The following is a 26035-nucleotide window of genomic DNA, read 5'->3' as shown; positions in this document are numbered from 1 at the left end:
CATAGAACAACTGATCCGGTTCAGCTTGTAATCCCATCATCAACTCATTCTCCATATGAAAATCAATGAGCAAATTGAATCAGACCATCAAGGCAAACAAATGGCAGACTTTATCAACAATATCGGCACATTTTTAACATCCTAATTTGTAGTTCAAGTATCCGTTCTTAACCTAAGAGCGGAACTAGTGGTTTGCATGCTACCGCAACTATTCAACTGCCATCGGCATCACTAAACCCGTGCAGAATTGCCATACGTCTCAACACCACCCCGCACTGCCAAACACAAAACACATTTCAAGCATTTTATTGACGCAATTTGGCGCGATGTTTTGGGTGTTGGATAGGTATGCGGGAGTTTTTTATGGTTATTGTCCGAAACATTATCAAGGGTATCTTTCTTTTAGCTATAGCGGTGGTGGTTTATGGTGTTTATTGCTATGCTGACGCCACCAAAGATGCTGCCCAATTGAAGGTTCGGGCGGACCAACTTATTGCCGATGGCAAAGGGCCTGATGATTTGGGGCCTGATGATTTGGGGCCTGATGATTTGAGGCTTGATGATTTGAGGCTTGATGGTTTGGGACAAGACAAGGCCGCGCTACTGCTTCTGGTTCAGGATCCGGGCTATTATGACCATTCTGGCATTGACCTGACATCCAAAGGTGCGGGTATTACCACCCTCACCCAATCTCTGGCCAAGCGCGTTGGCTTTTCAGAGTTCAAGCCAGGCATCGCAAAGTTTCGGCAGACGACCTATGCGATGGGTTTGGAAGCTGAACTTAGCAAAGAACAAATTTTTGCGCTGTTTCTCGATAGTGTTGAGATGGGCAAAGGCCCGGATGGCTGGATGACAGGTTTTTTCAATGCCAGCCGTAAAATCTATGGCAAGGAGGTCAACGAACTTTCAGATCGAGAATTTTTATCGCTGGTCGCGGTGATGATTGCACCTGCGAAATACAACCTGCGCAAACCAGATGCTGCGCTGACCGAGCGTGTGACCCGAATTGAAAAGCTCATTGCCAAAGCATGTGAGCCACTTGATCTGAAAGATGTATGGCTAGATGGATGTAAATAGGCGCTCTAACGCCTATTTATCTTTCTTATCTTTCTTGGCAGCATCTCGGCCAAATTTTGGCGGTTCAATGCGGCGTTTCTTTTCTTCGGTAATTTTCTTCTGCGCTGCTTTTTCCTGTTTTTTGGCGGCAGCTTCTTCTTTTGCTGCTTCGGCTTTTTCACGACGGGCTTTTACCCACGGATTGTCTTCATTTGATATTTCATCGTCGTCGTTATCATCATCGCCATCATTGCCATTGTCATCATCGTAGCGGCTGCGCGGCGCAGGCTCTGCGTCCACATCATGCTGTGCAGGCTCGTGCGGGTCCACGGTGCGGTCCAGCGGATCGTAACCAAAGTCATTATCACCCTTGTCTCCTTCTTTAACCAAGAATACGAGTAGGACAATCCAACCAAGAACCGGGATTAAGCCAAGCAATAACCACCAGCCAGACCGGTTTGTATCATGCAAACGTCTTGCCCCCACTGCCAAGCTGGGCAAAAGCAGACCTAACGAGACAATACCGGATGCGAATTCTGACCCGGTGACAATATCTACCAATAATTGAAGTAAGAATGAGAATAAGAAAAAATACCAATATTCGGACCGCTGCGCGCGACCTGTGAAATCTGTATATTTTTTAAAACAAACCTGAACTGCAGTCGCAAAATCCATCTTATCGCCCTCATGATGGTTAAATATCAATCTCTTATGGCGATATCGTGAGAAGTTGATTCAATCCCGCGAACGCCAACCTGCAATAGATTTAGGTATTGGCACATGGATTGACAAGGTGGAGCTTTCACCGCATTAGGTTTTGGCAGACATGCAAGATGATGAACCGAACGACAGATGATGAAACCGAAACCAAAACAAAAATTCATCCGCAAGGAATGGGCACGCTTTCGCGCCATGCTCGACCGGATGCCGCAAAGGTGGTTTTTATATGCGGGCTACGCCCTGTTTGCCATTGCTTTTGGCGCAACTATTTATGAGTTCGTCTGGCTGGGTATGCTGGGCGGATAGCGCATACCTATAACAGCATCGCTATCGGGCCCAACGATGCACCCCTTCACCAGGCAGATACTACCACCACCCCTTGCCATGCAAACTGTCATACATGCCATCGGCAATCTGCTGATAGCCTGCATGATTTGGGTGACCCTGCATCCACGCCTGGTTGCCAGTATAAGTAGGCACGTTGTAAGGCGCTAATATCTGATTTTGCGCATCCACCCAAGTTGGGCATGTCGCATTGTTGGTCATACAAAAAACCAAACCGCCATTGCCATTGATTACCTGCATGATGACATTTCCAACATTGACCTGAGATGCCGGCGAATTATAAACACCGTCATTGGTACCAAGCCAAATAATAGTGTGAGTTGGTTTTGGGTTTGCGCTGCTTACAATGGTTCCTGCGCCAATATCTTTAGCTTGCTGGCTGGTGGCCCCATTCATAACGCATACAGATGCTATGCTGGCATTATGACCAGCGCCGTTTAACCGCGTGACCAATTTGGGAAGATAACCATAATCAGACCACGCGCCGCCGGGCCGATAATAATTGGCATCAGTGATCCAATTCGGGTTGGTTATAGGCTGCGCATTGGAAAAAACAGTCGCCGTTGGATCGTTGGTATCCACCCCATCGCCAACACCTGCCGATAATGAATCCCCAACCATCGCCAATCTGATATCTGCCATAACTTTCATCCCCTCAATCATTCTATTTATAGTTGTATATTTTAACAGTTGCATCATAAGTAGTTTAAGTCAAACTCTAAATTATTGAATTGAAACCATTGCATAAGGCGCACATCAGGTGCTCGCGTAGAATCAAATTCATTGATATAGTTCAAAGCATTGCAACCGAATTGGTGATCTGTGCCCAAAACCAAACCCACCCAAAAACCGCGCGAGACCGACCTTTATGCGCCTGTCAAAGCATTGCTGGAGGGCCAGGGCTATGAGGTGAAAGGCGAGATTGGTAAGGCCGATATTGTGGCTGTGCGAACTGGCGATGGTGGCACGGCTGAAGCGCCCATTGTTGTAGAGTTGAAAACCGCGTTTTCGCTATCGCTGTTTCATCAGGGAATTGATCGGCAGAGCCTGACTGATGATGTTTACATTGCTGTGCCGCGCGGCACGGGCAAGCCCTTTTTAAAGGCATTGAAAAACAACAAGAACCTGTGCCGCCGCCTCGGGCTTGGGCTCATCACGGTGCGGCTCAGAGATGGATTTACCGAAATTCACCTCGACCCAGCGCCCTATCAGCCACGCCAATCAAAGATAAAGAAATCCCGCCTTTTGCGTGAATTTGCAACCCGTGTAGGTGATCCCAATCAGGGTGGCGCGGCCCGGCGAACACACATTATCACCGCCTATCGACAAGATGCTCTGCGCTGCCTGCAATATCTGAATGAACACGGCCCCACCAAAGCCTCGATCATCGCCAAGGCGACAGATGTAAGCCGCGCCCGCACCATCATGGCAGCCGATCATTACGGCTGGTTTGAACGCATACATATGGAGCAGGACGGCAAGGTGCTGAAAGGTATTTACGGTATCACGCCCAAGGGTGAATTAGCCGTAGTTGAGTTTAAAGATGCGCTGGATGAGATTGATAAGGCTGGCGATAAAGCATGACCTTTTCCATCAAACCCATTTCAGCAGAAGACACCTACCCGCTTCGACGCAAAGTGCTTTGGCCAGATGGGCCGGACGAGCTCGTATTATTGGCCGATGACCACCTGCCCTCAACGCAGCATTTTGGCCTGTTTGAAACAGATCAGCTTATCGGCGTGATTTCGCTTTTTGAGCAAGATGGCGCCATGCAGTTCAGGAAGTTGGCAGTTGATCACGCGTTTCAAAGTAAAGGCTGCGGCACAGCACTTCTTCAGCATGTGCTCGATGTCGCGCAAAGCTCCGGCACAAAGCGCCTCTGGTGCAATGCACGTGTTACCGCCATGCCGTTTTATGCGGGATTTGGCTTTTCAGTGGAAACGGAGAGCTTTTATAAAGGAGATGAAGAATATAAAATTGCTTATCGTGAATATTCGCTCAGAGATTCTCGATGATTTGGTAATTTGTTACACTCTTGAGTTGGTTGTTCATCATGTATTTTGTTATTATAACTTTGTAGGAAAATAAACCTATATAAATGGCACAAAGCATACTCGAACGACATGCTCCAAATGGGTTTGAACTAGATGAACGCGGCTATTGGGCGGAAGGAAATGCAACTGATTGGGCCAATCATCGGCATGCAGAGACCATTTGGCTGGATGATGTTCTAAATGACCTTGTATGTTTTGAGAATGTACCGCCTGCGGACATTCAAATTGATAAAACGCAGATCGGTGGTTATCCGCTGCCAATTGTTCGTGTGCGAGGCATCATGAGATACATGTTTAATCCGTTTATGGAAAAACTATCGTCGGATGGCATGTACAAACCATACAACTGGTCCTATTGAAATCCGCTATTCGACGCGCTACCTGTTAGAAAACGGATAAGGAAATTCCATGGCATTGCTCGATACTCCCCTTTGTGATTTTGGTTGGCAAGCACCGGATTTTACGCTCTCTGATGCACATGGAAAAATCCATACCATGAGTGAACATATGGGCGAGAACGGTTTATTGATCGCCTTTATCTGCAACCATTGCCCTTACGTTAAAACGATTGCCAACCGCTTAGCCACCGATACGGATGAGCTGATTACAAATGGGATCAATGTGCTTGCTGTTATGTCTAATGACTACCGAGACTATGCGGAAGACAGCCCCGAAAACATGATCAAATTTGCCGCGCAACATGGTTTTAATTTTCCGTACCTTGTTGATGAGACACAGGAAGTCGGCAAAGCCTACGGTGCAATATGCACACCGGATTTTTTTGGTCTGAACAAGAAAGGCGAACTGCAATATCGTGGCCGCCTTGATAACGGCGCGATGGGTAGCTCACCGAGCGAACTTGCAAACCGCGATCGCGAACTATTCAATGCCATGATGCAAGTTGGTAAAACAGGCGAAGGCCCGCGCCAACAAAATGCATCAATGGGGTGCAGTATAAAATGGTCTTAAATATATTCTAAGAAACCAGATCAGCAACTTCACATTTATCTCGCAAATGCAGCCATCGTTGATGTTTGTTTCGAAAGCATTCGAAAAAAAGAAAATACACGCCCGATTTTCGGCGGCATTGTGCACACTTGGTGATATGGTGGGCGCATGCTTTTTGACCTTCCAGATCACGACACACTCTATCAGGCTTTATTAGACCGGAATGCGGCCTATGACGGGCAGGCTTATGTGGGCGTGTCGACAACAGGTGTGTTTTGCCGACTGACCTGCCCTGCACGAAAACCAAAATCGGAAAATTGCACGTTCTATGCTTCCGTGGGCGAATGTATTGAAGCGGGGTATCGCGCCTGCAAACGATGCCACCCACTAACCCCGATGGCGTCATCTGATCCTGCGATTGCTGCTCTTCTTGCAGCACTTGATGAAAAGCCGGAATATCGGTGGTCGGAGTTGGACATTGAGCGGATGGGCTTCGACCCTTCCACAATTCGTCGAAGCTTTAAGCGTCAGTTCGGAATGACGTTTCTTGAAATGGCGCGGCAGCGAAGATTGCGTGATGGATTTGAAACGATTTCGCAGGGCGGCAAAGTCATTGATGCGCAGATCCAGGCTAATTTTGAATCAGCCAGCGCTTTTCGGGCATCATTTGCAAAACTTTTGGGCCGGGCACCGGGCAGTCTGGATAGCAACCCCACCCTGTTTGCTGATTGGGTCACCACCCCTTTGGGAGATATGATCGCAGTCAGCAGTCAATTGCATCTGCACCTTCTGGAATTTGTCGATCGCAAAGCTTTGAAAACCGAACTTGGCAAGCTCGATAAGCAGGCAAAAGGAAAACTCGGGGTTGGGAAAACAGACGCAGGTGAGCAAATCAGGCTGGAACTGGAGGCGTTTTTCGCAGGAAAATCTGCCAGTTTCTCCACGCCCCTCGCCTTTGCCGGATCGCCTTTCCAGCAGGCCGTTTGGGATGAGTTGTTGCGCATACCTGCGGGCGAAACGCGCAGTTATTCCGACATTGCAAAAGGGATTGGCCGACCATCTGCAACCCGTGCAGTTGCGCGGGCAAATGGTGCCAATCAAATCTCGCTTGTTGTACCATGTCACCGCGTTATTGGCGCTGATGGCTCATTAACCGGATATGGCGGCGGGCTATGGCGCAAGCAGAAACTTCTTGAAATCGAACGGCACTACAAGATGTGCCCCCATGAGAGCAAAGCAATATGAACCAGTCTGACAAAGCCACCCATTTCAAATCTCTTCACAAGAAGAGTGAACCACTCGTCCTCTACAATATCTGGGATGCTGGCAGCGCCAAAGCGCTTGAAGATGCAGGTGCCAAAGCATGCGCAACCGGAAGCTGGTCAGTTGCCGCCGCACAAGGGTTTGGTGATGGCGAAGCTATTCCGCTTGAATTTGTCCTGCAAATCGTGGAGCGCATTGCAAAATCAGTTGATCTGCCGCTCAGTGTAGATTTCGAAGGTGGTTACGCGATTGATGCGGCAGATGTGACCTCCAATGTGCGCAAAATCATCAAGGCTGGTGCTATCGGCATTAATTTTGAAGATCAGGTGGTGGGCGGCGAAGGTCTTCATGCAATCCCTACACAGATCGAGCGGATACAGGCAGCGCGTGAAGCCGCCGAGCAGGAAGATGTTCCGTTGTTTATCAATGCGCGCACTGATTTATTCCTCAAAGCAGAACCGTCTGAACATGCGGCGCTGATTGATCAGGCTCTTGAACGCCAGGTTGCCTATTCAAACGCCGGAGCGGATGGCTTTTTCATTCCCGGCCTTACCCAACACGATCTGATTAAACGGATTACTGATGCTGCAAACCTTCCTGTAAACGTTATGATGAGAGGCGAATTGAACTCTTTTGGTGATATTACCAAAGTTGGAGCATCTCGCGCCAGCTATGGGCCGGCGCCTTATCGCGATGCAATTTCTGACCTGACAGAGCGCTATAATGCTCTCCACTAGGCTCGTCTCTCGGCGTTGCAAAAGTTTTTCAACCAGAAAATCAATAAACACCTAGCCTGTGGCGTGATTTTGTGAGATGCCGCTCCCATAATCACATTTAAAATGGGCGCAACCCGCCCTCCACAGAAGGAGCAGATCGACCATGATTGAACGACAAGAAACTGCAACACGCATGAGCAAAATTGTTAAGCACAACGGCACTGTGTATCTTTGTGGTCAGGTGGGCAATGTCAAAGCGGGCGAAGAAGTGTCTGCGGGCGATCAAACAGCGCAGATGCTAGCAAAGGTTGACGCGCTTTTGGTTCAGGCCGGATCATCAAAAGAGCAAATTCTTCAAGCCATTATCTGGGTTTCTGATATGAAGCATTTTCAGGAAATGAACGCTGTGTGGGATGCGTGGGTGCCAGAAGGTCATGCCCCTGCACGTGCTTGCGGCGAAGCTAAACTTGCCCGACCTGAGCTTTATGTCGAAATCATAGTTACCGCTGCATACGACTAGTCATTTAGGATTAGTGGTACACTCTACTTGATCAAGTTCGTTTATGGTGCGACAATTGCCTGTATACGACGGGAGGTGAAGGAATGTTCAAAGCAGTGCAAACGGACAGCGATATCGACCGTGTTGTCAGCCTAGCCAACCTTATCTGGCATGACCATTATGACCCGATTGTTGGGTCCGATCAGGTTACTTATATGTTGGAGCATTTTCACTCTCCACAGGTGATTAAAAACCAAATTGAAAATGAGGGTTACCGTTATTTTCTCATTGGTCACAATGGCCGCATTGTGGGGTATATGGGTGTGCAGCCAAACGATAATGAACTATTCCTCAGTAAACTCTACATCCTGTCAACAGAGCGCTCAAAAGGCTTGGGCCGCACATCGATGAGCCATATTGTTGACCTTGCATTTGAACTCAAATTGGACAAAGTTCGCCTGACCGTGAACAAAAACAATATCGGCTCAATCAAAGCTTATGAGAAAATGGGCTTCAAAAAAACAGACACCGTCGTTGAGGATATTGGCGGCGGTTATGTCATGGATGACTATGAGATGGAGCTTACGCTAACGTGAGCCCTTCCTCTTTGCAATCAGGTTAACAAACACGATTGTCAGATGAACAGATCGCCATTTTTGCCAAAATTGATCTTACTAAAATCGAGTTAGTTAAAATCGGGATATTCGAACTCGATATAGGAAAAGAAGTGATCTGAACCCTGTTTTTTAGGTGAGTTCAAAACATCAACCTTATCAGTTCTTAACTTCCACAATGCTTTAGAACACAGAATATAGTCGATTTGCGCCCACTCATCTTCTCTTGTTCCATCCGCCTTTGGTCGCTGCCAAACATGGGTATCGCGAGGGCGTCGAACGGGAGAATTTTCTGCCGTATCAGCCTGCTCGATGACAGAAACGGCATTGGTAACGCCAAGCGCGTTATCATCTGCCAATAGCGGCGCTAAGGCCTCGCTGGCAGGCGTATCATTTAGATCACCCAGGACAACAAACCGATCATTTTCGATATCCATCGCAGACGATACAATATCAACGACCTTTCGTGCCTCTGCCTCACGCTTGAGCGTATTGTTGCGTTGTGCTTTTGCGTATTTTCCCGGGTCCTTAAATGGATCAACGCCCGTATATTTGGACTTAAAGTGACATATAAAGGCCGTTAGCACGAGGTTCTCGCGATCTTTATCGACGATCTCAACCTGCAAACAATCGCGGCCAAACTGGTAAAGCTTGCCATCAGAGCGGCGGAATTTATCAAACCGATGACTAACGATGCGGCCAATGCGAAAGAGCTTTGTGCAGATCAGGCCTAAATCGATACCGCGCGGATCATTGGAGGGAAGGCTGACCACACCAGTTTTTGGTCCATAATCAGGGCCGACACTGGCCTGCACGAAATCCAGCAAAGCGCCAAAGTTTTCGAGTTCCTGCAGGGCAACGATATCAACTGAATTTTTGCCAATGCCGTTGTCACGAATGCGCTGCGCTACATCAAAAGCATGGGACCGCGATTTGGGCTGCGTATTAAAACGCCCATAAGTATCATCACCGACTGAATAAGGATCATCAAAACGATCAAACAAATTTTCTACATTGTAGGTACCAATTCTAAAATTACGAGGCATAAGATTTTCCACCTATGAGTTATTTATGAAATCATACATACCATAAAGTTGTTTATTCACCAATTCTAGGCGGGCCAGATGTCGTTTTTATGAAAGGGAGGTTTGTACTATTTCCCCCTTACCCCCGCACCAATTCCTCGGCCAGAAAATCGAACACGGTGCGCACGCGGGTGCTTAGATGTACTTCTCTATGTGTCGTCAGCCATATGGGATAGGTCAGATTTGTTTGCTCGGGCAAAATGCGGACTACTTTTGGCTCCAGATCACCTAAACGGGCGGGCATGGCGCCAATGCCGACACCCAGCTTGGTCAATTCCCAGTGCACATGGTGCGTGCCGGCAAGTACGGGGAAATTTTTCTCCGTCACGGGTATGCCGACGCTATTGAGATATCGGATCATCTCATGGGAATGGTCAAAACCGATAAATTCAGCCTGCGCAAGATCTTCGAACTTTGTAATTGGCGGCAAACTATCAAGGTAATCTGGTGTGGCATAAAAATACCCGCGCTCATCATGGATTTTTTTGGCAATCAGGTCATTATCCTCTGGGCGGAAATTTCGGATCGCAATATCCGCCTCACGCTTGCGCAGATTTTTTGGCTCATTGGATGGCAATATCTCAATTTCGACTTTCGGGTGGATGCGGCGCAGTTTGGCAATGATCGGCGGCAGAACGCTAACCGATGTCATTTCGCTGGCGGTGATACAAACCGACCCTTCCAGCGTTGTGGTATGACCCAAGGCTGATAGTGAGAGCGAACCAGCCGCTTCGCCCATTTTGCGCACATGCTCCAAAAGCTGCTCGCCAACAGGGGTCAGCAATAATCCACGCCCTACCCGCTCGAACAGAACAACGCCCAGCTCTTCTTCAAGCGCATCCACCTGACGCCCAAGGGTTGGCTGGGTCATATGGAGTGCACGAGCTGCGGCTGAGAGCGAACCTTCTTCTGCGGTAGCTAAAAAGGCCCGTGCCCGGTTCCAATCAAAATTGGTGTTTTTCCAATCCATAATGCCCTTTCATCCAACCAATCCATGCAAATATGCATATTAAACTAACATATTTAAGCAATTTACTTTCATATTCGTATTGATAGGATCACGGCACAGCTTAGAAAGCAACCCCAATGCATTGCACTCAACACCCTATGTTTTGCACTCAAATCGTAAGTAGAACCGACCATGTCAGAATTAACCGAACAGATGCCCAAAAATATGAATGTCAGCGCGCCAAAAACCAATCCGAAATTCTGGGATAAAGCATCGGCAAAATATTCCAAAAGCCCGGTTAGTGATCCCGCCGCCTATGCGCATACGCTCGACCGCACACGTTTTTATCTTAAGCCAGATGACCATATGCTGGAGCTTGGTTGCGGCACTGGCACAACAGCGCTGACACTATCTGACCAGGTGCGCCACATCACGGCGACAGACATTTCGCAGAATATGCTGGACATTGCCGATCGCAAAAAGCATGAACAGGGCATAAATAACGTCGATTTTGTACAAAAAAGTGTTGAAGACCTGCCCTTTGGCGAGACATATGATGTGCTGTTTGCCTCATCGCTTTTGCACCTTTTGACCGACCTTGAAGATGGTCTTGCCCGTATTCGCCAATCAATTGAACCGGATGGATTGTTTATATCCAAGACGGTTTGCCTTAAAAAGCAAAATCCGATTTTCCCCATTCTTATTCCCATTATGCGCTTCTTTGGTCTGGCACCTTACGTCAATTTCATAACCGGAGATGAATTGGAAATTGCGGTTAAACAAGCCGGATTTGAGATTATTGAATCCGGTGATCACAACACCAAACCCGCCTGCCGGTTTATTGTTGCCAGAGCAATCTAGCGAACCACAAAACCAAGATTAAATAACAATCAAAATTCAGGTCAACGATAAGCCCACCTGCCAGAACCATCTGGCGGGAATGGTTTTCTTGTCCTGCGATTAAACATGAGAGTCAGAACCATGCAAGCAATCACATACTCAAAATATGGCGGACCGGACGTTGTGCAAATCAGCGAAGTGCCAACCCCGATAATCAAGGATGATCAGGTACTTATAAAGGTGCACGCAGCAAGTGTTTCGTCCGGTGACTGGCGCGCGCGAAGCCTTATCCTACCCAAAGGCTTTGGCCTGTTGGGGCGGCTGATGTTTGGCATATTTGGCCCACGAAAACCTATATTGGGCACTGAATTATCCGGAACAATAGAGGCCATCGGCGCATCCGTTAAAAAATTTAAAATTGGCGATGCCGTCGTCGCATTTCCCGACATTTCAATGGGTGCCCATGCGCAATATTGTGCGATGAAAGAAGATGGTCTGATTGTGAAGAAACCTCACAATCTCAACTTTGCGGAAGCTGCGTCCCTATGCTTTGGCGGCACAACTGCACTTAGCTTTTTGCGCGATAAATGCGGCATACAGCCAAATGAGAAAGTGTTGATCATTGGCGCCTCCGGTTCAACGGGATCTGCTGCGGTCCAAATTGCCAAAAGCTTTGATGCCGAAGTAACGGGCATATGCGGGCCAAACAACGTCGCGCTTGTTCAATCCATTGGTGCAGATCATGTGATTGACTACACGAAAGAAGATTTTACCAAAAACGGTGAAACGTACGACATTATTCTAAATTGCAATGGCGAGATAGGTTTCTCAGATGTGGAACACTCACTCGCACCAAGAGGCCGCCTAGGCCTTATTCTTGGGAATTTTAAACAACTATTGGGGCTTGAACGTGCGCCCAAAAAATCGGGCAAGAAAGTAATCCCCGGCGTGGCGATGACAAAGCTTGAAGACTTAGAATTATTGGCTAAACTTGCCGAGAACGGTAAGTATAAACCGTTAATCGGCCATACATTTGATTTCGAAGCGGCACAAGAAGCACATGCAATGGTCGATACAGGCCATAAGCGCGGCAATGTTGTTCTGATTATGCAAGAACAACCCTCAGATAATCTAAATATGGCTGCAAATAACGCAGGAGCCAATTGGCACCCGTTTACATAAAACACTTTACAGGTCAATCCTTAAATTTAGGGGGTTCCACTGAGTATAGTTTTCGAAATACTGTTGTAAAAACAATTAGCTAGCTGCAATACTAAATACGATCTTGGGTATAAATCACTATAATAGGTGAGTAATTTTGACCATTTTCGAACATATAATTTTGTGTATCTTTTTGGACTTTGGCAAGTTTGGACTGATTGAAAGGCAGTATCACGCAAAGACCGTATCACAGAAAGGCAAGTTTCAAACATCGTGATCAAAGATATTCAAAATTTGAACATCAACATAACGTATAAAATTGGGAGAACGATTATGACAGTGAAACAACTTACAACATTTGCCACAGCTGCTTCTATTATTGCAATTTCGACTGTGTCTGCAATATCTGGGAATGCGTCACACAGCGCATCAGATGAAGTGATTGCCAAACAACGAGCAAACCTTGCAAGAAACACTGAAGGCCTTGGCTTTGGCCCACAATCACCTCGTGATCTTGATACAGCGACAGGTAAAAATACACGTTCGTTTGCAGCCGCGCCGACTTACGCGGAGATGAACTTGTGCAACATTCACTTCCACGAAAATGCTGAACATAAGGGTGGCGAGTTCACCACATATGCCGGCAATGGTGATGGCAAAGGCTATGGCACAGGTTTTAAGTATGATGGCGTGCTAACAGAGGCTGAACTTATGCCTGCCAAAATGGAGTATGGAGATAAAGGTCATGGCGGCCTTATTCCCGGCGATACAATTGAAACACATTTTGTGCACACAACCGCACTGGTAAAGCCTGGACCTACACTTGGCTCCTGTTTGAGCCCTTCCATTGGCAATCCGCAATTGCGTGTTGAAACTGTTGTTATGGTGCTTGTGAACGATGAAAGTGCTGCGAACTTCATAGAAATTGCCGAAGTTGGCAATATCGACGGGTACGCGCAGGCCGTAAATCTTCCAAATTATCTCGGAGATGCTATTCAATATGATGGTTCAACAACAGGCCCCGGCTACAATGAAAAAGGCTCGCCATTCCAAGTATCATGGAGTGTTCGTCCAAAGGTTTTAAAAGTGAATATCGAAACAGTTGGCGCTTGGTTGGAAGACAATATCTTTGATGAAGATCACGCCCATGGCGTTCGCAATCTTATTGTGAACCCCGACTTGATCTCTACAATTGGAAAATAGCTAGCGCCCGAAAGCTTGCCTGTTACATTCTTGTAGGTGACCCCCCCGACAAATACTCAGTCGGGGGGTATTTATTTGGAAACAACAACCCATTGCTTGAGCGCAGGATCAAGATCATCACAATCATTAAGCTGCAAGTCACGTGACATAAATGGCCCTGCGCTGCGGCTGGTTTGGCCTGCTGCCAAACAGAGCGCATAATCATCTGTCAGGTGCAACTCGGAACTCTCCGTATCAAAGGTGAAGTTCTGCAATGGTTTATTTTCGCAGGCGCTGAGGTGAAATTCGACTTCGACATCACTTGTGGGCACAATTTCCAGACATAGATTATCATAGGCTGCTGACATGATGTGGCCCGTTTCCGGATCATAAATAAATTGCACATCGCTGCGCTCTGTAGAGCCATTTAAAGGCTTGCAAGAATGTACATGTGCCCTGTCTGACGGCCCTCGCCCTACAGTATCAATGCAAAAGCCAAGATTATCCTTCTCATCCAGATTATCTTTCAGATGGATGATAGGCGCAGGCGTTTGTATATTGGGAGGATTGGAATTTGCGGCAACCAAATTTGCGCTGACGCCGATAGATGCGATTGCTATGCAGCCCGCCAATAAAACTTTTATCCAGCTCACGTCCGCCACAGCTTTGCCTCCCAACAATGCTATTCTTCAATAGGCTATTTTCTACAATATCTTATTGCAAGGCAAATTAGGGCGGATTATAAAATTTGGCAAGTCTCAGCAGATTTGATGCTTTCACCGCGATAAACAACAGCCACGAACAAAAAGTTTCCAAACATGAACCGGATATTTGCCAAGCAAAAAAATGATGACCCAGAACATCCGGGCCTTATTTTGCAGCGTGCGATGAAAGATCACAACATGACCCCGCTTGCGTTTGCCAAGGCAATTGGTATTTCTAAAATGGAGTTGGAGAAGTTGTTTGATGGCAAAACCAGCATTACCCGTGCCACGGCAGGAAAATTTGGACGCTACTTTGGAAATGGTTCTGGTGCATGGATAAATATGCAGGCACTGTGGGATGAGCGCAAAACATAAGTGCCACTCCAAACACCCTAAACCGCTTTCAAAAAAAAATGGGTTTATCGAGTTCCAGTTTTAAAGATCATTGCAATTGGCCCCCACACCTTTTGCAAAACCCTTTAGCGGTAAAGCTAAAATAAACCAAACATCAGATAAACCCAAAGTTACCCATAATTTAACATGTATAACTTAACTATCAATACTAATGAAACAGGGTTAACGAGGCGTTAAGTTTTGACTACAACTTTAGGCATCTGCTGGGTAGCGCAGTGAATGCCACCGCCGACTTCACCCAATGCATCAACATTCAGCGTGATGATCTCACGGTTCGGATAATGCCGCGCAAGCGCATCAGCGGCGATCTTATCTGTTTCATCATCGCCAAATTGGGCGGCAATGACGGCACCATTGCAGGCATAATAATTGGCATAAGATGCCACAAAATCCACACTATCAACGCGGCGAACTTCTGGCTCGGGGATCACCTCAACATCAAGATTAGCCGCTTCTAATGCCTCATATGTCTCCAACGCGGCCATATGGAACGGATCATCTTCATCCAGCTCATCCGGCAAATTGATCAACACACGACCAGCGCCTGTAAACCGTGCCAAGCTATCGATATGATAATCGGTAATATCCTCACCTTTAACGCCCTGCGCCCAAATCATACGCGTCGCACCATAGGCGGCGAGCAATCTCGCCTCAACCTCATCGCGGGAGAGACCCCTATTACGGTTATCATTCACCCACGAGCTTTCATGTGCCATTAAAAGCCCATGCCCGTCATGCTCCACACCGCCCACCTCGCCTTGCAGACCGCTGGAAACAAGCGGCACGCCAAGGCGGTGCGCTATCTGAGCTGCAATCTCGCCATCGCGCATATGCACCTGATTGTTGCCCCAACCATTGAACTGAATGTGACTGATAACAAGCTCATCATTTTGTATGGCGAATAAAGGCCCAGAATCCCGCGCCCACAAATCCTCCGTCGGAATATCCCAAAGCTCAACATTGGATGACAACAGAGTTTTGGCGCGGCGCTGATCCTCTTTGGCTGCGCACAGAATTACAGGCTCAAACTCCGATATAGAATTGGCAGTATCAGCAATTGTGCCTTGCAGAATATCGAGAAACTCCTGATCTGGATGCACTTGGCGATTCACCGGCCATTGCATGAAAGTAAGTTCATGCGGAGCCTCTTCGGGCGGAACATGAAGGTGCGAAGCCGCACTGGCTTTATTGATCATATTGCCTCTCACCCAGTCACCACCCAAGGAAGCAAACGCTGCCAATGCCGCAGAAGATCTAACAAATTCCCGTCTTTTCATGTGAGTACCATGCCCCCTAAGGTCGAAAATTTCCACCAATAAATTGCGACAGAAAATAAATAATCTCCTGCCAGAAATCGGTGACAATCGAACAACATGATCGGTGAAACCCAGACAGGTTCGCCAAACGCATCTCTAATTAACCTTCGGTCCGGAAAACTGAAACAGATGCGCTTAATCCTGCGTCGATAGATGGAACTGAATTTTTGTTTTTTGAATGTCTATCGACGAATGACTACTGTGGAGACTAATGCACCATTACTGCAACTGTCAAAATACATTCGAAAGCGGACATGCGAAAGAAATTAATTACATTCTAATTTGGCCTAAAGAGACAAAACACCTGCGAATATTGGTTTTACGGAATTTAACTCTAATCTTCTCGAAAAAGAGCACTGTATCGTGGTGCGAAGAACTTGATGAATGCTTTGACCTCGTTTCGACGATAAGCTGACGGACCGGCTAGCAGCCATCCCGTGTTTATTGTCTCCGGCGGAAGCTCAAAACAGGAAATAACTTTGTCGCTCGAATACACATAGCGTGATGGTACGGGACCTATTCCCGCGCCCATCTCCAAAGCTGATTCAAGAGTTTCTATATCTTCGCAGGTCATCGCGATTTGTTCGGTAGCGATCCGATCAAGCAGCCAGTTGTTGATAAGTTGAGGTATGTTTTTACCCTTGTAGACCACAAATTTGTGACCACCAAGTTCATCCTCAGAAGTTGGAACACCATGCTTTGCCGCGTAATTTTTTGATGCTGCTAATACACCTTTGATATCGGTGATTTTGCGGCAAATCAGCGATTGATCCTCGATAACATTGCAGAAGCGAAGAGCAACATCTGCTTCCCCCGCTGCCAGATCAATCACATGGTAGGACTTTATGAACTCAAACTGGACATCACCATAGCTGTTGATGAAATCTTCTAGGATTGCAGAAAATTGGCTTGTAAATACTGAATCTGGAGCTGTAATGCGAATGATGCGTGATGAGGCGGCATTCTGTTTTCTAGCAGTTTCAGAGAGATTATGAGCAACAGTCTCCAACGCTTCAGCAGCATCAACAAGCGCACGTGCATCTTCTGTTGGCTGGAAGCCACGCGTGTCTCGCTCAAATAACGTTAGCTCAAGAGAGTGTTCAAGTGCATCGATCCGTCGAGCGACTGTCGGCTGAGCCATACCTAATTCCTTTGAGGCCGCAAGGGTTGAACCAGAGCGCAACACAGCAAGAAAAACTCGTATGTCAGACCAATTGTGAAAATGGTTATTCATTTTTGTAGAGCATCACAATGTTAAAGCGGATACAAGTGAAAACTTTTGTGCTGTAAGTTTATGAGGAGGACACAGCAGCGGGGCTTTTATATGATTTACACATTTTCAATCTTTGATCTTTTAATCATCAAACTTCCAAAGTTAGCAAAAATCACTGAGCCAGCGGAGAAATCAAAAGAGCAATCTCAATCGTCAACTGCTGAAGAAGCTACTAGGCAGATGCTCTTGGAAGATATTGTGCTCAGCAATCCGGTGTCATTACAAAGCGATTATGATTTGATGTCCATGATGCCATCGCACCGTCCGACGCACCACAGAGGATTTAAATCTTAGGCAGAGCAAATTTAATAATGAGCTTTCAACTTTCCAGCCAAAAAATTGACGAACAGATGCGTAATGCCGCCCTCAGGCACATTTTGCGGCCAAACCGCATAGTTCGGGATCGGTATAGTTTTCCAGCTAGGTGGAAGGAGGTTGATCAACTCACCATTTTTCAGATCATCTTCTACCATAAGATCGGGCAATATACCCACTCCCACACCATTCTTCACCATTTCAATCATGGCAAATAAATTATCCAACTCCATCACAATGTTGGGATTAATCCTACAGTGATTTCCCTGAGCAAAACTAAGATGGTTGTTGATCGAAGACTGAGCGGGTTCGATCCAGTCAAGCGATTCCAAATCCTCAATTTTTTTGATCGAAGGACGGCCCTTCATATAATCTGGCGAAGCAATAATAGCATGACCCATTTCACTAATTTTCTTCGCTTTATACTGACTGTCTTCCAATCCTCCAGAGCGGATAGCGACATCAAATTTCGAACCGGGCAGCCCAACACGTTGATCTGTGAAATTGATCTGTAACTTAATTTTGGGATATGTTTTTGCAAACTCTGCCAGATAATTCACATAGGGTGGTCTTTCAAACATAGAGCTGCCCAATGTCACGCGCAATTGCCCGGCAGGTTGGTCGTTCTTGCTCTGCAGTGCATTGAAACCGGTTCTCGCTGCCTCTACCATGTTCTGGCTGGACCGATAAAGTATAGCACCGTCATTGGTCAGTGAAATCTTGCGCGTTGATCGATAGAGCAATGCTGTGCCAAGATGTTGTTCAAGCCGCATGACGTGATGGCTCACGACAGAGGGTGATAGTTTCAGTTCTTTTGAAGCAGCGCGAAACGAGCCATGAGTTACCACCTCATTAAACATGGCAAGCGCTCTTAGATAGTCAATCATTATCTCATCAGCCCGAATAAAGAGTTTGGATTAACCTAGCTTATCAAGTTATCACTTTTCATGCACCCTGTTTTCATCGGATCGCAATCAAGCGGATTTGGAAGGTGAAATGGAGAGAGCTATGCCGAAAATGGTGTTTACGCATAAAGTTGAAGACGTCGCAAAATGGATGTCATTTGAAAAGGAACGGGAAGAAATTTTTGCACCGTTTGCAAAAAATTTAAAATCCCACATTGATATTGAAGGTTCCAACATGGTTGCGATGACAATGGACATGCATGGTGAGAAGGAATTTTTTGCATCACACAATGCAGACTATCATGATTCAAATATGAAACGGCAGGGGGTAATTCGTCCCGTCACCATTTTTTCAGCAGGTGAATGATGATCAGTACTACTCCTACCGGTTCGAAAGTGTCCGGTAGGGGATGACAAGGGTTCTGGAAACAAGGGGTATTGAAGATGGCGCAACATATAGCTGTGAACTCTCAAACGAATCTAGAAAGCTCACCTATTTCAAGTAAAAGCACTTTTTCAAACTGGTTTGAGAAGTTGAATCAAAAGTTATGTGACAAGACGCACTCCGAAGCGACAAATCGCGATATATTATCTCAGCAAAAGGGCCTGATCGCAGCTCAGTGTTATTTTATTGGGATTTGGTAGAAATCAGAAGTGACATTTATTCTTATATCTGCAGGACATGACCGGGATATTCTGCATGTCTCCTAATGGCACATCTTGTTGAAAACCAGTTGAGGTGAAACGTTTCCGCTCCACCTCTGTGTTCAGACTTCAATCTTTTCTGCTATTTCCAGTGCATCATCGACCTCAACACCAAGATACCTGACGGTACTCTCGATTTTAGTGTGTCCCAGTAAAAGCTGGACTGCTCTCAGGTTTCCTGTCTTTTTGTAAATCAACGCGGCTTTGGTCCTTCTGAGTGAATGGGTACCAAATCTTTTCCGATCCAAACCAACCAATTCCACCCAATCGCCAACGAGGCGAGCATATTGCCTTGTTGTTAGGTGATCGTGTCTTCCTTTGAAGAGATATCGTTCTTCTTTGAGGCTAAATTTGGAAATATAGACATCAAGTGCAGTTCTTGTTTGTTCGGTTATTTCAAATTTGACAGGTCGCCCTGTTTTTTGCTGCCCAACAGCCGCACGATCAATTGCATATCCATGCGGTGCTACATCTTCGACCAGTATCGATACCACATCACAACCTCGAAGCTTGCTTCTATCGCGAGATTAAATAGGGCAAGATCCCGAACTTTTCCAGTAAGCTGTAATTGTGTCCGTATAGACCAAATATGCTTTGGTTGAAGTGGTGGCTTCTGGCCAAGTAGTTTTCCTTTATTCCATGGAATATGCCGAGACAGATTTAGGTTCATTTGGATATTTTCCATCATTTTTCCTCCTGGTTTTAAATGAAGGAAATATAATAATGGAATCAAATGGCCGTTTTTCAGGTTTATGAAAGCAATAGCAGACATAAGTAATCAAATCAGGGTGATCAAAAGCTGGCCCAAAGCTGAAATTCAGAGCGGCTATAGCCATAGCTTTAATTTAGTTAACCAAACTTGCAAATTCGCCAGTTCCATATGACGCAATACCATCTGAATACCGTTCGTATATCAACGCATCAATATCCAGTTGGTTTGCCAATATGACGGCGTCTGCTCGTTCCATTGCAAGAAAGGCCGTGGCCCAAGCATCAGTTGATAAACAGTGCTCTGATGCGATGGTCACAGAAGTGGTCTTGTTGTTGACAGGCATGCCATTCTTCATGTCCATTGTATGTGAAACCTGCTCGTCGCCAATATTACGAAAATGGCGATAGTCACCTGATGTGGCAATTGCGATATCGGAAACTTCCAAATTTAGAACTGTTTCACGCTGTGTTTGATCAGGTTTTTCTATCCCGATAGACCACGGCATTTCATCGGGCTTTGTTCCTCCAATTCTAACTTCGCCATCGATTGATACCATAAAGTCTGCAATCTCAAACCTGAGAAGAACGCGCGCCAGTTCGTCCACCCCAAACCCCTTTGCGATACCACAAAGGTCAAGCGCGACTGGGGTATGCCGTTTTAGTCTACACTGATCTATGTCCAACTCGAAAGCATCATGCGCAGCTGGAATCAGTTCAGATGTTGGTACAGCGCTATCTTTGTCACGTGAGCTAGGCCCAAATCCCCAATTATCGACAAGTCTGCCAACACCAATGTTAAAAGCACCTCCACTTAGCTTACTCACGTGTAATGCTTCGTTGATAACGACCGCTATCTCAAGCGGAATACCAAACCAATCACCTACGGGGGCTTTGTTGAAGCGAACCAAATCGGATTGTTTTTTCCACGGTGACATTTGATTATCCACAGTATCGACAGCTTGCTGAAGAGCTTGATGAACTTTCGCAAGATTTATAGATGACGGAGCGTAAAAAATTGCCGAATAGCGTGTCCCCATTGTTTGCCCATGGATATTATGCTGTTTAAACGTAGAGTGAATTGAGGGAAAAACCACTTTATTTAACTCAGTTTTAGTAGACATCTTCGAGATACCTCTTTTGTTGTTGCAATGACGTCGCGCTTTCACCTATTTGCGAAATAATTCCATCTATCGTGGTGCGCACACCCAAGGCCATTTCGGGGCCACCGCAAACCAAGATTTGTGCACCTTCACTTATGAGTTCCTTCAGGAGTTCAGCTTCAGATTTTAACTTATCCTGCACATATTGACGGTCTGTAATTCTAGAAAAAGCAAGGTATGTGTCGCTAAGCTTTTGGTGTTTAGTGAGGTCCACCAAAGTGTCCTTATAGAGAAAATCTGTGTTTGGATTTCTGCCGCCCCAAAAAAGATATGCAGGTCGATTTTTCACATTCCCTCGCGCAAATCCTGCCAAGGGAGCAATTCCTGTCCCAGCACCAATCATCACCAAAGGTGTGTCACTTGCGACAGGTTTAAAACTGTTATTCTCTTTAATAAAATAATCGATCTTGTCACCTTCATTCAAATTCAAAAGATAATTTGAACACAGACCAAGCTTATGGCGTTTGACACATATTTCGATAAAGCCATCATAGGAGCTTGAAGCGATGGAATAGTAACGTGGTACGTCACTTTTTGGTGGGATAATTCCAATTAAATCACCTGCTTCAAATTTGGACATCCGTTTGTCAAAACCAAAATGATTTTGTAACAAGTTAAATCTCAAAATGGCTGTTTGCTCATCGAGCTCTTGAGAACGAACCACAACTTTTTGAAGGGCAATCTTGTTTGTTTTAGGACGTGCCGGAACATGCTCGAGAACCAGATCACAATTTACGATTTGGCCAATTTGTTGGCCCCAATCCCTAAATGTCTGTGGGCTTTGTTGGTTGATCTTGGCGAGCGGATGAAAGAATTCAGCATTTTTATGCCGAAGTTGTTTCTCCACCGTCTCGGCAAAACCGCAGAAATTCGAAAACTGCTTATCTCCAAACCCAAGAATGGCAAATTTCCCACAATGCGCAATTTCCATATTTTCCAATTTCTTGAGGAATTTGTTGGCGGAAGCCGGTGCAATACCGTCGCCATAAGTCGATGTTAGAATAAAGATATTTTTTGCTTCAAGATGCTCTTGCATGAGCTCATTCATGGCAGATGTGTGAACTTTCTTACCCTGCGCAGCCAATGCTTTATGAAGAGTGGATGCAAAGCCCCATGTTGTGCTGCCTTCGCTACCAACTAATAGTATGGTGTCTGCGATAGGTAGGTGCGCATTTGGTTGCGTGCGAGGTGTATGTTTACGGCGCCTCCACCAGATGACAATTCCTGTTAGGGATAGAAACGGAATAGCGAGAGCAGAGGCGCCCAAGATAAACGAAAGTATTGCTGCCACAACTCCACCTCTACCTGTGTGCAATAAATATACAGTCTCATAGATCTTTGAAGTTAAGCTGCTAGGTTGAAATGCAATGATCTCGCCTGTGACCTGATCGATAAAGCCTTCGCCCTGATCAGAATTTAGCGTGAAGACATCTGTCGGGTCATCTGGATAGGGAAATGTTAGTTCCCGTAAATCTGAAATGGGTACAGCTGCTAGAGATTTCATCTCAGCAACAGGCATGGTCTCTCCGATCGCTACGTCCTCAGGAAAAGGGAGAACGACATCAGACGGTTCAGCAATAATACCAAAAGTAGCGAGTGACATATAAAGCCCAGTTAGTGCTGAAATTGAAAACCCAACCATTGTTAGACGCGCTATGTCGATATGTTGCCGTTGAGATTTGCTTCCCCTTGCTGCTCCAAATATTTTAGACCAACCACCCATTCGTTTTGCCAGCATCACGAGGCCTGAATATGTGATCAAAATAAGTAGGAATGCGCTTAATCCAGTTAGACCGCGACCGAGATCACCCAAAAACAACGAACGGTGTAACTCAGTGACGAACCCAGTGAATTTAGAATGAGTCGCTTGTGTCATAAGTTCATTTGTTCGAGGATCTAAAATCGATGTAATCGCGCCATCTTGCGTGAATGCATGTACAAGGATTTCACCGCTCGCCTTGCGCTCTATTCGTTCGACACCGTGTATCTTTTTATTTGCTATGCCTGCAATATCCGCGACACTAAGATCAGTTGTTGACGCAACAGAAAACTGATCGATAACGGGGCCAACAGAGAGATAAGCGCCCATCATAGCAATAACGCTGATAAAAATGGCTGCCACAATTCCGGAAAGTGAATGAATAAAACGCATAGTGAGTTCTTCCTAGTTAATTTGAACCTTGAGTGTTTTAACAAAGCCCTTACCTTTGCTTATGGTGCTTGGGCTGGCTGAACTAACATCGACGGCAGCATCGCTCCTGAATTCGCCACGATCTTCAATCGCCGTATCTACGTGAACTTGGTAGCCAGCTTTAAGGAGCGAATCTTTAACGTTTGCACTGACGGTTAAAGTGCGTCCAGAACCAACGCTTGCCCCTGACAATCCATCCAGACGCTGGTTTGAGCGTGAAGCACCCCTGATCCAACCACGCAGATGCTTTCTGTACTTATTTTTGTGCCCATTGACTGACAGTGTAGAATGGAATTGCCCATTTGGTTTCGTCAGATAGACCGCCACATATGCCGGCGGGCCTCTAAAGCCCTTCATAGTCACTGTTGCTGATATGTTTTTAGCTTGAACCATACTTGGGGCTATCAGTGCTGTGGTGATTGCAAGTGCAGCTAAAATGTTTCTCATTATATGTCCTTTCCAGTTTTGCTCAATATTTTGACGTGTGTTAGAGCTAGACAAAAAAGCTGACAGCATGCTTACAGGGTTTGAGATAGTTGTTCAGCTTCCTGTAAGGTTTGTGTCGCAAATGCGGTCACGAAAGGAATTTCAGTTGCGTGTTTTGTTTGTAGAAGATGACCATATTCTGGGGGCTGCCATTCGTGACCACATAATTGCCAGTGGTCATAGTGTTGATTGGATGAAGAGAGTTGATGAGACAATGCTTGCTTTGGAGACAATGTCTTACGAACTCGTTTTGCTTGATTTAAGTCTGCCTGATGGAAGGGGAATGGATATTCTCAACCATTTGAGGTCTAATTCAAATGATGTTCCAGTTATTATCTCCACGGCTCAAGATCAAATTGATATGAGGATTGAGGGCTTGAATTCCGGCGCGGATGATTACCTCGTCAAACCATATGACCTTAATGAACTCACAGCAAGATTAACGGCAGTCGCTCGCCGTTATTCGTCGCACTCACTCCCAACTATCGATATTGGCAATTTATCAATTGATTTGGGGCGCAAGACTGTTTCCTACGATGATAAACAACTCACGTTGACTGCAAGGGAATGGTCCGTTCTTGAGAGGCTTATTCGAAACCGCGGCGGAATTGTCCCAAAGAGAGATATTGAGGATTCGCTTTATGAGTTTGGCGCTGAAATCGAGAGCAACGCTGTGGAAGTATATATCAGCCGTTTACGCAAGAAAATTGGCAAGGAGATTATCCATACCGTGCGCGGCATCGGTTATCAGGTGAACAAATGAAATCACCATTTTCAATAGCTAAAAGGCTTTCCATTGGCCTTGTACTCGGTGTTGTTTGCTTTTGGCTAGGAGCTGCATTGATCGCCGGTCTTGTTGTTCAGCACGAATTGAATGAAGCTTTTGATCAATCGCTTGAGCAGGCTGCTATCCGTCTGCTTCCGCTCGCTATTCATGATTTAGAAGAATTAGCGGAAGGAGAGCAACCGGAAAATGAATATCGGATTGCATCGCTTGAGAGTTACAGCAGCAATTTTGCCTACTATATTCGTGATGCAGAGGGGCGGCGAATTGCGCTTTCGGATGATTTGCGGGCCAATATAGTATCAAATGGTGTGCCCGATGGGTTCTCAAACATCAATAATATTAGATATTTTGCAATCACGGATCCAGAATCCGGCTTTGGCATTGTGATAGCGGAACGATCTAATCACCGCGATCAAGCATTATGGGAAAGCATTTCGGCGCTTTTGTTGCCTTTGGCCGCGTTAATTCCGCTTATGGTTTTTGGTATATGGTATGCGATAAAACGTGCGATGAAGCCGGTTGAGAAGCTCCAGAGAGATGTTTCTGAACGGGATGGGTCAAATCTGTCTCCCCTAACGACAAATATTTATCCGCTTGAATTGGCTCCAATTGCAGAGGAGATTGCCAATCTTCTAGATCGCTTGAGTAGCGCTTTGAATTCGGAAAGGGCCTTTGCTGCGAAAAGCGCGCATGAACTGCGCACACCATTAGCTGGCGCACTAGCGCAAGCGCAACGGCTTTCTATTGAATTGACTGATGGCAAAGGTCAGCAGCGAGCAACCGATATTGAAAAATCACTCAGACATTTATCTGACTTGTCGGAGAAATTATTACAATTCTCTCGACTTGAAGCGGGGTTTGCAAAAACGGATCAAGATATCGATTTGATGCCTGTTCTCTCGCTGATTTTAAATGACTTCCGTGCTGACACAAACATCGGTGACCGCGTGAAGTTACTTAACCCGAAAGACCATCAGTTCAAGGCTGGCCTCACTAAAGATGCTTTCGCAATTTTGCTGCGAAACCTCGTTGAGAATGGGCTCATCCATGGGGCTGGGGGTGGTTTAGTTCAAATTGAAGTGCAGAGCTCCACCTCATTGTCGATCTCAAATGACGGTGCTATCATTTCGCAGGAAATGCTAGAGCGGCTAGGGTTACCATTTGAGCGCGGCGATACGGATGCCAAAGGCACAGGCCTTGGATTATCTATTACCAGATCAATTGTTGAACAGTGTGATGGCGAATTCAAAATATTCTCACCACGCAGAAACGAAAGTAGTGGCTTCGAAGTGTTTATACGATTTTGAGAAAATTCGTATATTCTTCTTGGCTATTGGATTTATAAATGTCGTAAAAACATGATCTATATCTATTCTGTTTGAGCCAATTATGTCTGCGATTGGCACCTTACAGACCAAATTATTCTGTGTTGCTGGGGCTGGTTCATGTTTAAGAACAGACGTTGGTCAGTCGTAGCGAATGTCTCAGAAGGGCTCAGGGCAGATATTGGTGAGTGGTTGCTAGATAATTTTTTACATCAAGCAAATCACCTAAGTGTTGTTAGGAAGGTGCATATCTGCGGTGCAAGTAGAAAGACATGCCTATTTGGCCCACAAATAGAAATTGTACCAATTGT

At 45.9% G+C, this 26035-nt stretch carries 29 protein-coding genes and 1 pseudogene; 18 read left to right on the top strand and 12 right to left on the bottom strand.

Annotated elements, in window-relative coordinates; translation table 11 throughout:
* Positions 1–363: 363 nt before the first annotated feature.
* Entirely contained in the window at positions 364–1077 is a 714-nt protein-coding gene (locus AB2J24_RS18425; RefSeq protein WP_367386570.1) for a transglycosylase domain-containing protein, read from the top strand.
* Positions 1078–1089: 12 nt separating this feature from the next.
* Here AB2J24_RS18425 and AB2J24_RS18420 read toward each other — a convergent pair whose 3' ends face one another.
* On the bottom strand, positions 1090–1731 hold the full coding sequence (locus tag AB2J24_RS18420; protein ID WP_367386569.1) for a DUF805 domain-containing protein: 642 nt from the start codon (positions 1729–1731) through the stop codon (positions 1090–1092).
* A 177-nt stretch (positions 1732–1908) separates the two neighbouring features.
* Between AB2J24_RS18420 and AB2J24_RS18415 the strand changes: the two genes are divergently transcribed.
* Positions 1909–2082, top strand: a complete 174-nt coding sequence (locus AB2J24_RS18415; protein ID WP_162651354.1) for a hypothetical protein — start codon at positions 1909–1911, stop codon at positions 2080–2082.
* A 60-nt stretch (positions 2083–2142) separates the two neighbouring features.
* Here AB2J24_RS18415 and AB2J24_RS18410 read toward each other — a convergent pair whose 3' ends face one another.
* A complete protein-coding gene (locus tag AB2J24_RS18410; protein ID WP_162651355.1) occupies positions 2143–2763 on the bottom strand; it encodes an SGNH/GDSL hydrolase family protein in 621 nt (206 codons plus the stop codon).
* A 180-nt stretch (positions 2764–2943) separates the two neighbouring features.
* Between AB2J24_RS18410 and AB2J24_RS18405 the strand changes: the two genes are divergently transcribed.
* The 8 genes from AB2J24_RS18405 to AB2J24_RS18370 all read left to right on the top strand — a co-directional run bounded on the left by AB2J24_RS18405 (position 2944) and on the right by AB2J24_RS18370 (position 8197).
* The gene (locus tag AB2J24_RS18405; RefSeq protein WP_367386568.1) at positions 2944–3705 is read left to right on the top strand and encodes a DUF2161 domain-containing phosphodiesterase; all 762 of its coding nucleotides are present in this window, start codon (positions 2944–2946) and stop codon (positions 3703–3705) included.
* Complete coding sequence (locus AB2J24_RS18400; protein WP_367386567.1) at positions 3702–4136, top strand: GNAT family N-acetyltransferase; 435 nt, start codon at positions 3702–3704, stop codon at positions 4134–4136. The genes AB2J24_RS18405 and AB2J24_RS18400 overlap by 4 nt, the downstream gene beginning before the upstream one ends.
* Positions 4137–4219: 83 nt before the next feature.
* Positions 4220–4534, top strand: coding sequence for a hypothetical protein (locus AB2J24_RS18395; protein WP_367386566.1), 315 nt, complete (start codon positions 4220–4222; stop codon positions 4532–4534).
* A 49-nt stretch (positions 4535–4583) separates the two neighbouring features.
* A complete protein-coding gene (locus AB2J24_RS18390; RefSeq protein WP_367386565.1) occupies positions 4584–5144 on the top strand; it encodes a thioredoxin family protein in 561 nt (186 codons plus the stop codon).
* Between the two features lie 147 nt (positions 5145–5291).
* Positions 5292–6368, top strand: coding sequence for a bifunctional transcriptional activator/DNA repair enzyme AdaA (locus tag AB2J24_RS18385; RefSeq protein ID WP_367386564.1), 1077 nt, complete (start codon positions 5292–5294; stop codon positions 6366–6368).
* Positions 6365–7123: an isocitrate lyase/PEP mutase family protein gene (locus AB2J24_RS18380; protein WP_367386563.1), complete on the top strand. Its 759-nt coding sequence runs from the start codon at positions 6365–6367 to the stop codon at positions 7121–7123. Before AB2J24_RS18385 ends, AB2J24_RS18380 begins: the two co-directional genes overlap by 4 nt.
* Before the next feature lie 142 nt (positions 7124–7265).
* A complete protein-coding gene (locus tag AB2J24_RS18375; RefSeq protein WP_367386562.1) occupies positions 7266–7622 on the top strand; it encodes a RidA family protein in 357 nt (118 codons plus the stop codon).
* Between the two features lie 83 nt (positions 7623–7705).
* Complete coding sequence (locus tag AB2J24_RS18370) at positions 7706–8197, top strand: GNAT family N-acetyltransferase (protein ID WP_162651363.1); 492 nt, start codon at positions 7706–7708, stop codon at positions 8195–8197.
* 89 nt (positions 8198–8286) lie between these two features.
* Here the strand turns inward: AB2J24_RS18370 and AB2J24_RS18365 are convergent, their stop codons facing one another.
* Positions 8287–9261, bottom strand: coding sequence for an endonuclease/exonuclease/phosphatase family protein (locus tag AB2J24_RS18365; protein ID WP_367386561.1), 975 nt, complete (start codon positions 9259–9261; stop codon positions 8287–8289).
* 118 nt (positions 9262–9379) lie between these two features.
* Positions 9380–10270, bottom strand: a complete 891-nt coding sequence (locus AB2J24_RS18360) for a LysR family transcriptional regulator (RefSeq protein ID WP_162651365.1) — start codon at positions 10268–10270, stop codon at positions 9380–9382.
* Between the two features lie 171 nt (positions 10271–10441).
* Here AB2J24_RS18360 and AB2J24_RS18355 point away from each other — a divergent pair, with 171 nt between their 5' ends.
* The 3 genes from AB2J24_RS18355 (at position 10442) to AB2J24_RS18345 (ending at position 13453) form a co-directional block, all read left to right on the top strand.
* Positions 10442–11110, top strand: a complete 669-nt coding sequence (locus AB2J24_RS18355; protein ID WP_162651366.1) for a class I SAM-dependent methyltransferase — start codon at positions 10442–10444, stop codon at positions 11108–11110.
* 120 nt (positions 11111–11230) lie between these two features.
* Complete coding sequence (locus AB2J24_RS18350) at positions 11231–12271, top strand: NAD(P)-dependent alcohol dehydrogenase (RefSeq protein ID WP_367386560.1); 1041 nt, start codon at positions 11231–11233, stop codon at positions 12269–12271.
* 312 nt (positions 12272–12583) lie between these two features.
* A complete protein-coding gene (locus AB2J24_RS18345; RefSeq protein ID WP_367386559.1) occupies positions 12584–13453 on the top strand; it encodes a delta-class carbonic anhydrase in 870 nt (289 codons plus the stop codon).
* A gap of 71 nt (positions 13454–13524) precedes the next feature.
* On the opposite strand, the gene AB2J24_RS18340 is transcribed toward AB2J24_RS18345, so the two are convergent.
* Positions 13525–14094 carry a ricin-type beta-trefoil lectin domain protein gene (locus tag AB2J24_RS18340; RefSeq protein ID WP_367386558.1) on the bottom strand — a complete coding sequence of 190 codons (570 nt, stop codon included), beginning with the start codon at positions 14092–14094 and terminating at the stop codon, positions 13525–13527.
* Between the two features lie 156 nt (positions 14095–14250).
* Here AB2J24_RS18340 and AB2J24_RS18335 point away from each other — a divergent pair, with 156 nt between their 5' ends.
* Positions 14251–14511 carry a HigA family addiction module antitoxin gene (locus tag AB2J24_RS18335; protein WP_162651370.1) on the top strand — a complete coding sequence of 87 codons (261 nt, stop codon included), beginning with the start codon at positions 14251–14253 and terminating at the stop codon, positions 14509–14511.
* A 212-nt stretch (positions 14512–14723) separates the two neighbouring features.
* Here the strand turns inward: AB2J24_RS18335 and AB2J24_RS18330 are convergent, their stop codons facing one another.
* Positions 14724–15827 carry an agmatine deiminase family protein gene (locus AB2J24_RS18330; RefSeq protein ID WP_367386557.1) on the bottom strand — a complete coding sequence of 368 codons (1104 nt, stop codon included), beginning with the start codon at positions 15825–15827 and terminating at the stop codon, positions 14724–14726.
* A 373-nt stretch (positions 15828–16200) separates the two neighbouring features.
* Positions 16201–17100, bottom strand: a complete 900-nt coding sequence (locus tag AB2J24_RS18325; protein ID WP_367386556.1) for a LysR family transcriptional regulator — start codon at positions 17098–17100, stop codon at positions 16201–16203.
* 90 nt (positions 17101–17190) lie between these two features.
* Here AB2J24_RS18325 and AB2J24_RS18320 point away from each other — a divergent pair, with 90 nt between their 5' ends.
* Positions 17191–17433 carry a hypothetical protein gene (locus AB2J24_RS18320; protein WP_367386555.1) on the top strand — a complete coding sequence of 81 codons (243 nt, stop codon included), beginning with the start codon at positions 17191–17193 and terminating at the stop codon, positions 17431–17433.
* 11 nt (positions 17434–17444) lie between these two features.
* Here the strand turns inward: AB2J24_RS18320 and AB2J24_RS18315 are convergent, their stop codons facing one another.
* On the bottom strand, positions 17445–18341 hold the full coding sequence (locus AB2J24_RS18315) for a LysR family transcriptional regulator (RefSeq protein ID WP_367386554.1): 897 nt from the start codon (positions 18339–18341) through the stop codon (positions 17445–17447).
* Between the two features lie 121 nt (positions 18342–18462).
* Between AB2J24_RS18315 and AB2J24_RS18310 the strand changes: the two genes are divergently transcribed.
* The gene (locus tag AB2J24_RS18310) at positions 18463–18726 is read left to right on the top strand and encodes a hypothetical protein (protein WP_367386553.1); all 264 of its coding nucleotides are present in this window, start codon (positions 18463–18465) and stop codon (positions 18724–18726) included.
* Positions 18727–19126: 400 nt separating this feature from the next.
* Here the strand turns inward: AB2J24_RS18310 and AB2J24_RS18305 are convergent.
* The 4 genes and pseudogenes from AB2J24_RS18305 to AB2J24_RS18290 form a co-directional block, all read right to left on the bottom strand.
* A pseudogene (locus AB2J24_RS18305) lies at positions 19127–19752 on the bottom strand (tyrosine-type recombinase/integrase).
* Between the two features lie 157 nt (positions 19753–19909).
* Complete coding sequence (locus AB2J24_RS18300; RefSeq protein WP_367386552.1) at positions 19910–20896, bottom strand: FAD:protein FMN transferase; 987 nt, start codon at positions 20894–20896, stop codon at positions 19910–19912.
* On the bottom strand, positions 20886–23087 hold the full coding sequence (locus AB2J24_RS18295) for a PepSY domain-containing protein (protein ID WP_367386551.1): 2202 nt from the start codon (positions 23085–23087) through the stop codon (positions 20886–20888). The genes AB2J24_RS18300 and AB2J24_RS18295 overlap by 11 nt, the downstream gene beginning before the upstream one ends.
* 12 nt (positions 23088–23099) lie before the next feature.
* A complete protein-coding gene (locus AB2J24_RS18290; RefSeq protein ID WP_367386550.1) occupies positions 23100–23573 on the bottom strand; it encodes a DUF2271 domain-containing protein in 474 nt (157 codons plus the stop codon).
* A gap of 145 nt (positions 23574–23718) precedes the next feature.
* Between AB2J24_RS18290 and AB2J24_RS18285 the strand changes: the two genes are divergently transcribed.
* Both AB2J24_RS18285 and AB2J24_RS18280 read left to right on the top strand, forming a co-directional pair.
* Positions 23719–24375 (top strand): response regulator, encoded by a 657-nt coding sequence (locus AB2J24_RS18285; protein ID WP_367386575.1) that lies wholly within the window; start codon positions 23719–23721, stop codon positions 24373–24375.
* The gene (locus tag AB2J24_RS18280; protein WP_367386549.1) at positions 24372–25706 is read left to right on the top strand and encodes an ATP-binding protein; all 1335 of its coding nucleotides are present in this window, start codon (positions 24372–24374) and stop codon (positions 25704–25706) included. The genes AB2J24_RS18285 and AB2J24_RS18280 overlap by 4 nt, the downstream gene beginning before the upstream one ends.
* The last annotated feature ends 329 nt before the right edge of the window (positions 25707–26035 follow it).

Origin of the sequence: Lentilitoribacter sp. EG35 (assembly GCF_040784015.1) — a bacterium.
Taxonomy (GTDB): Bacteria; Pseudomonadota; Alphaproteobacteria; order Rhizobiales; family Rhizobiaceae; genus Lentilitoribacter.
This window is presented reverse-complemented; position numbering and strand designations above follow the sequence as displayed.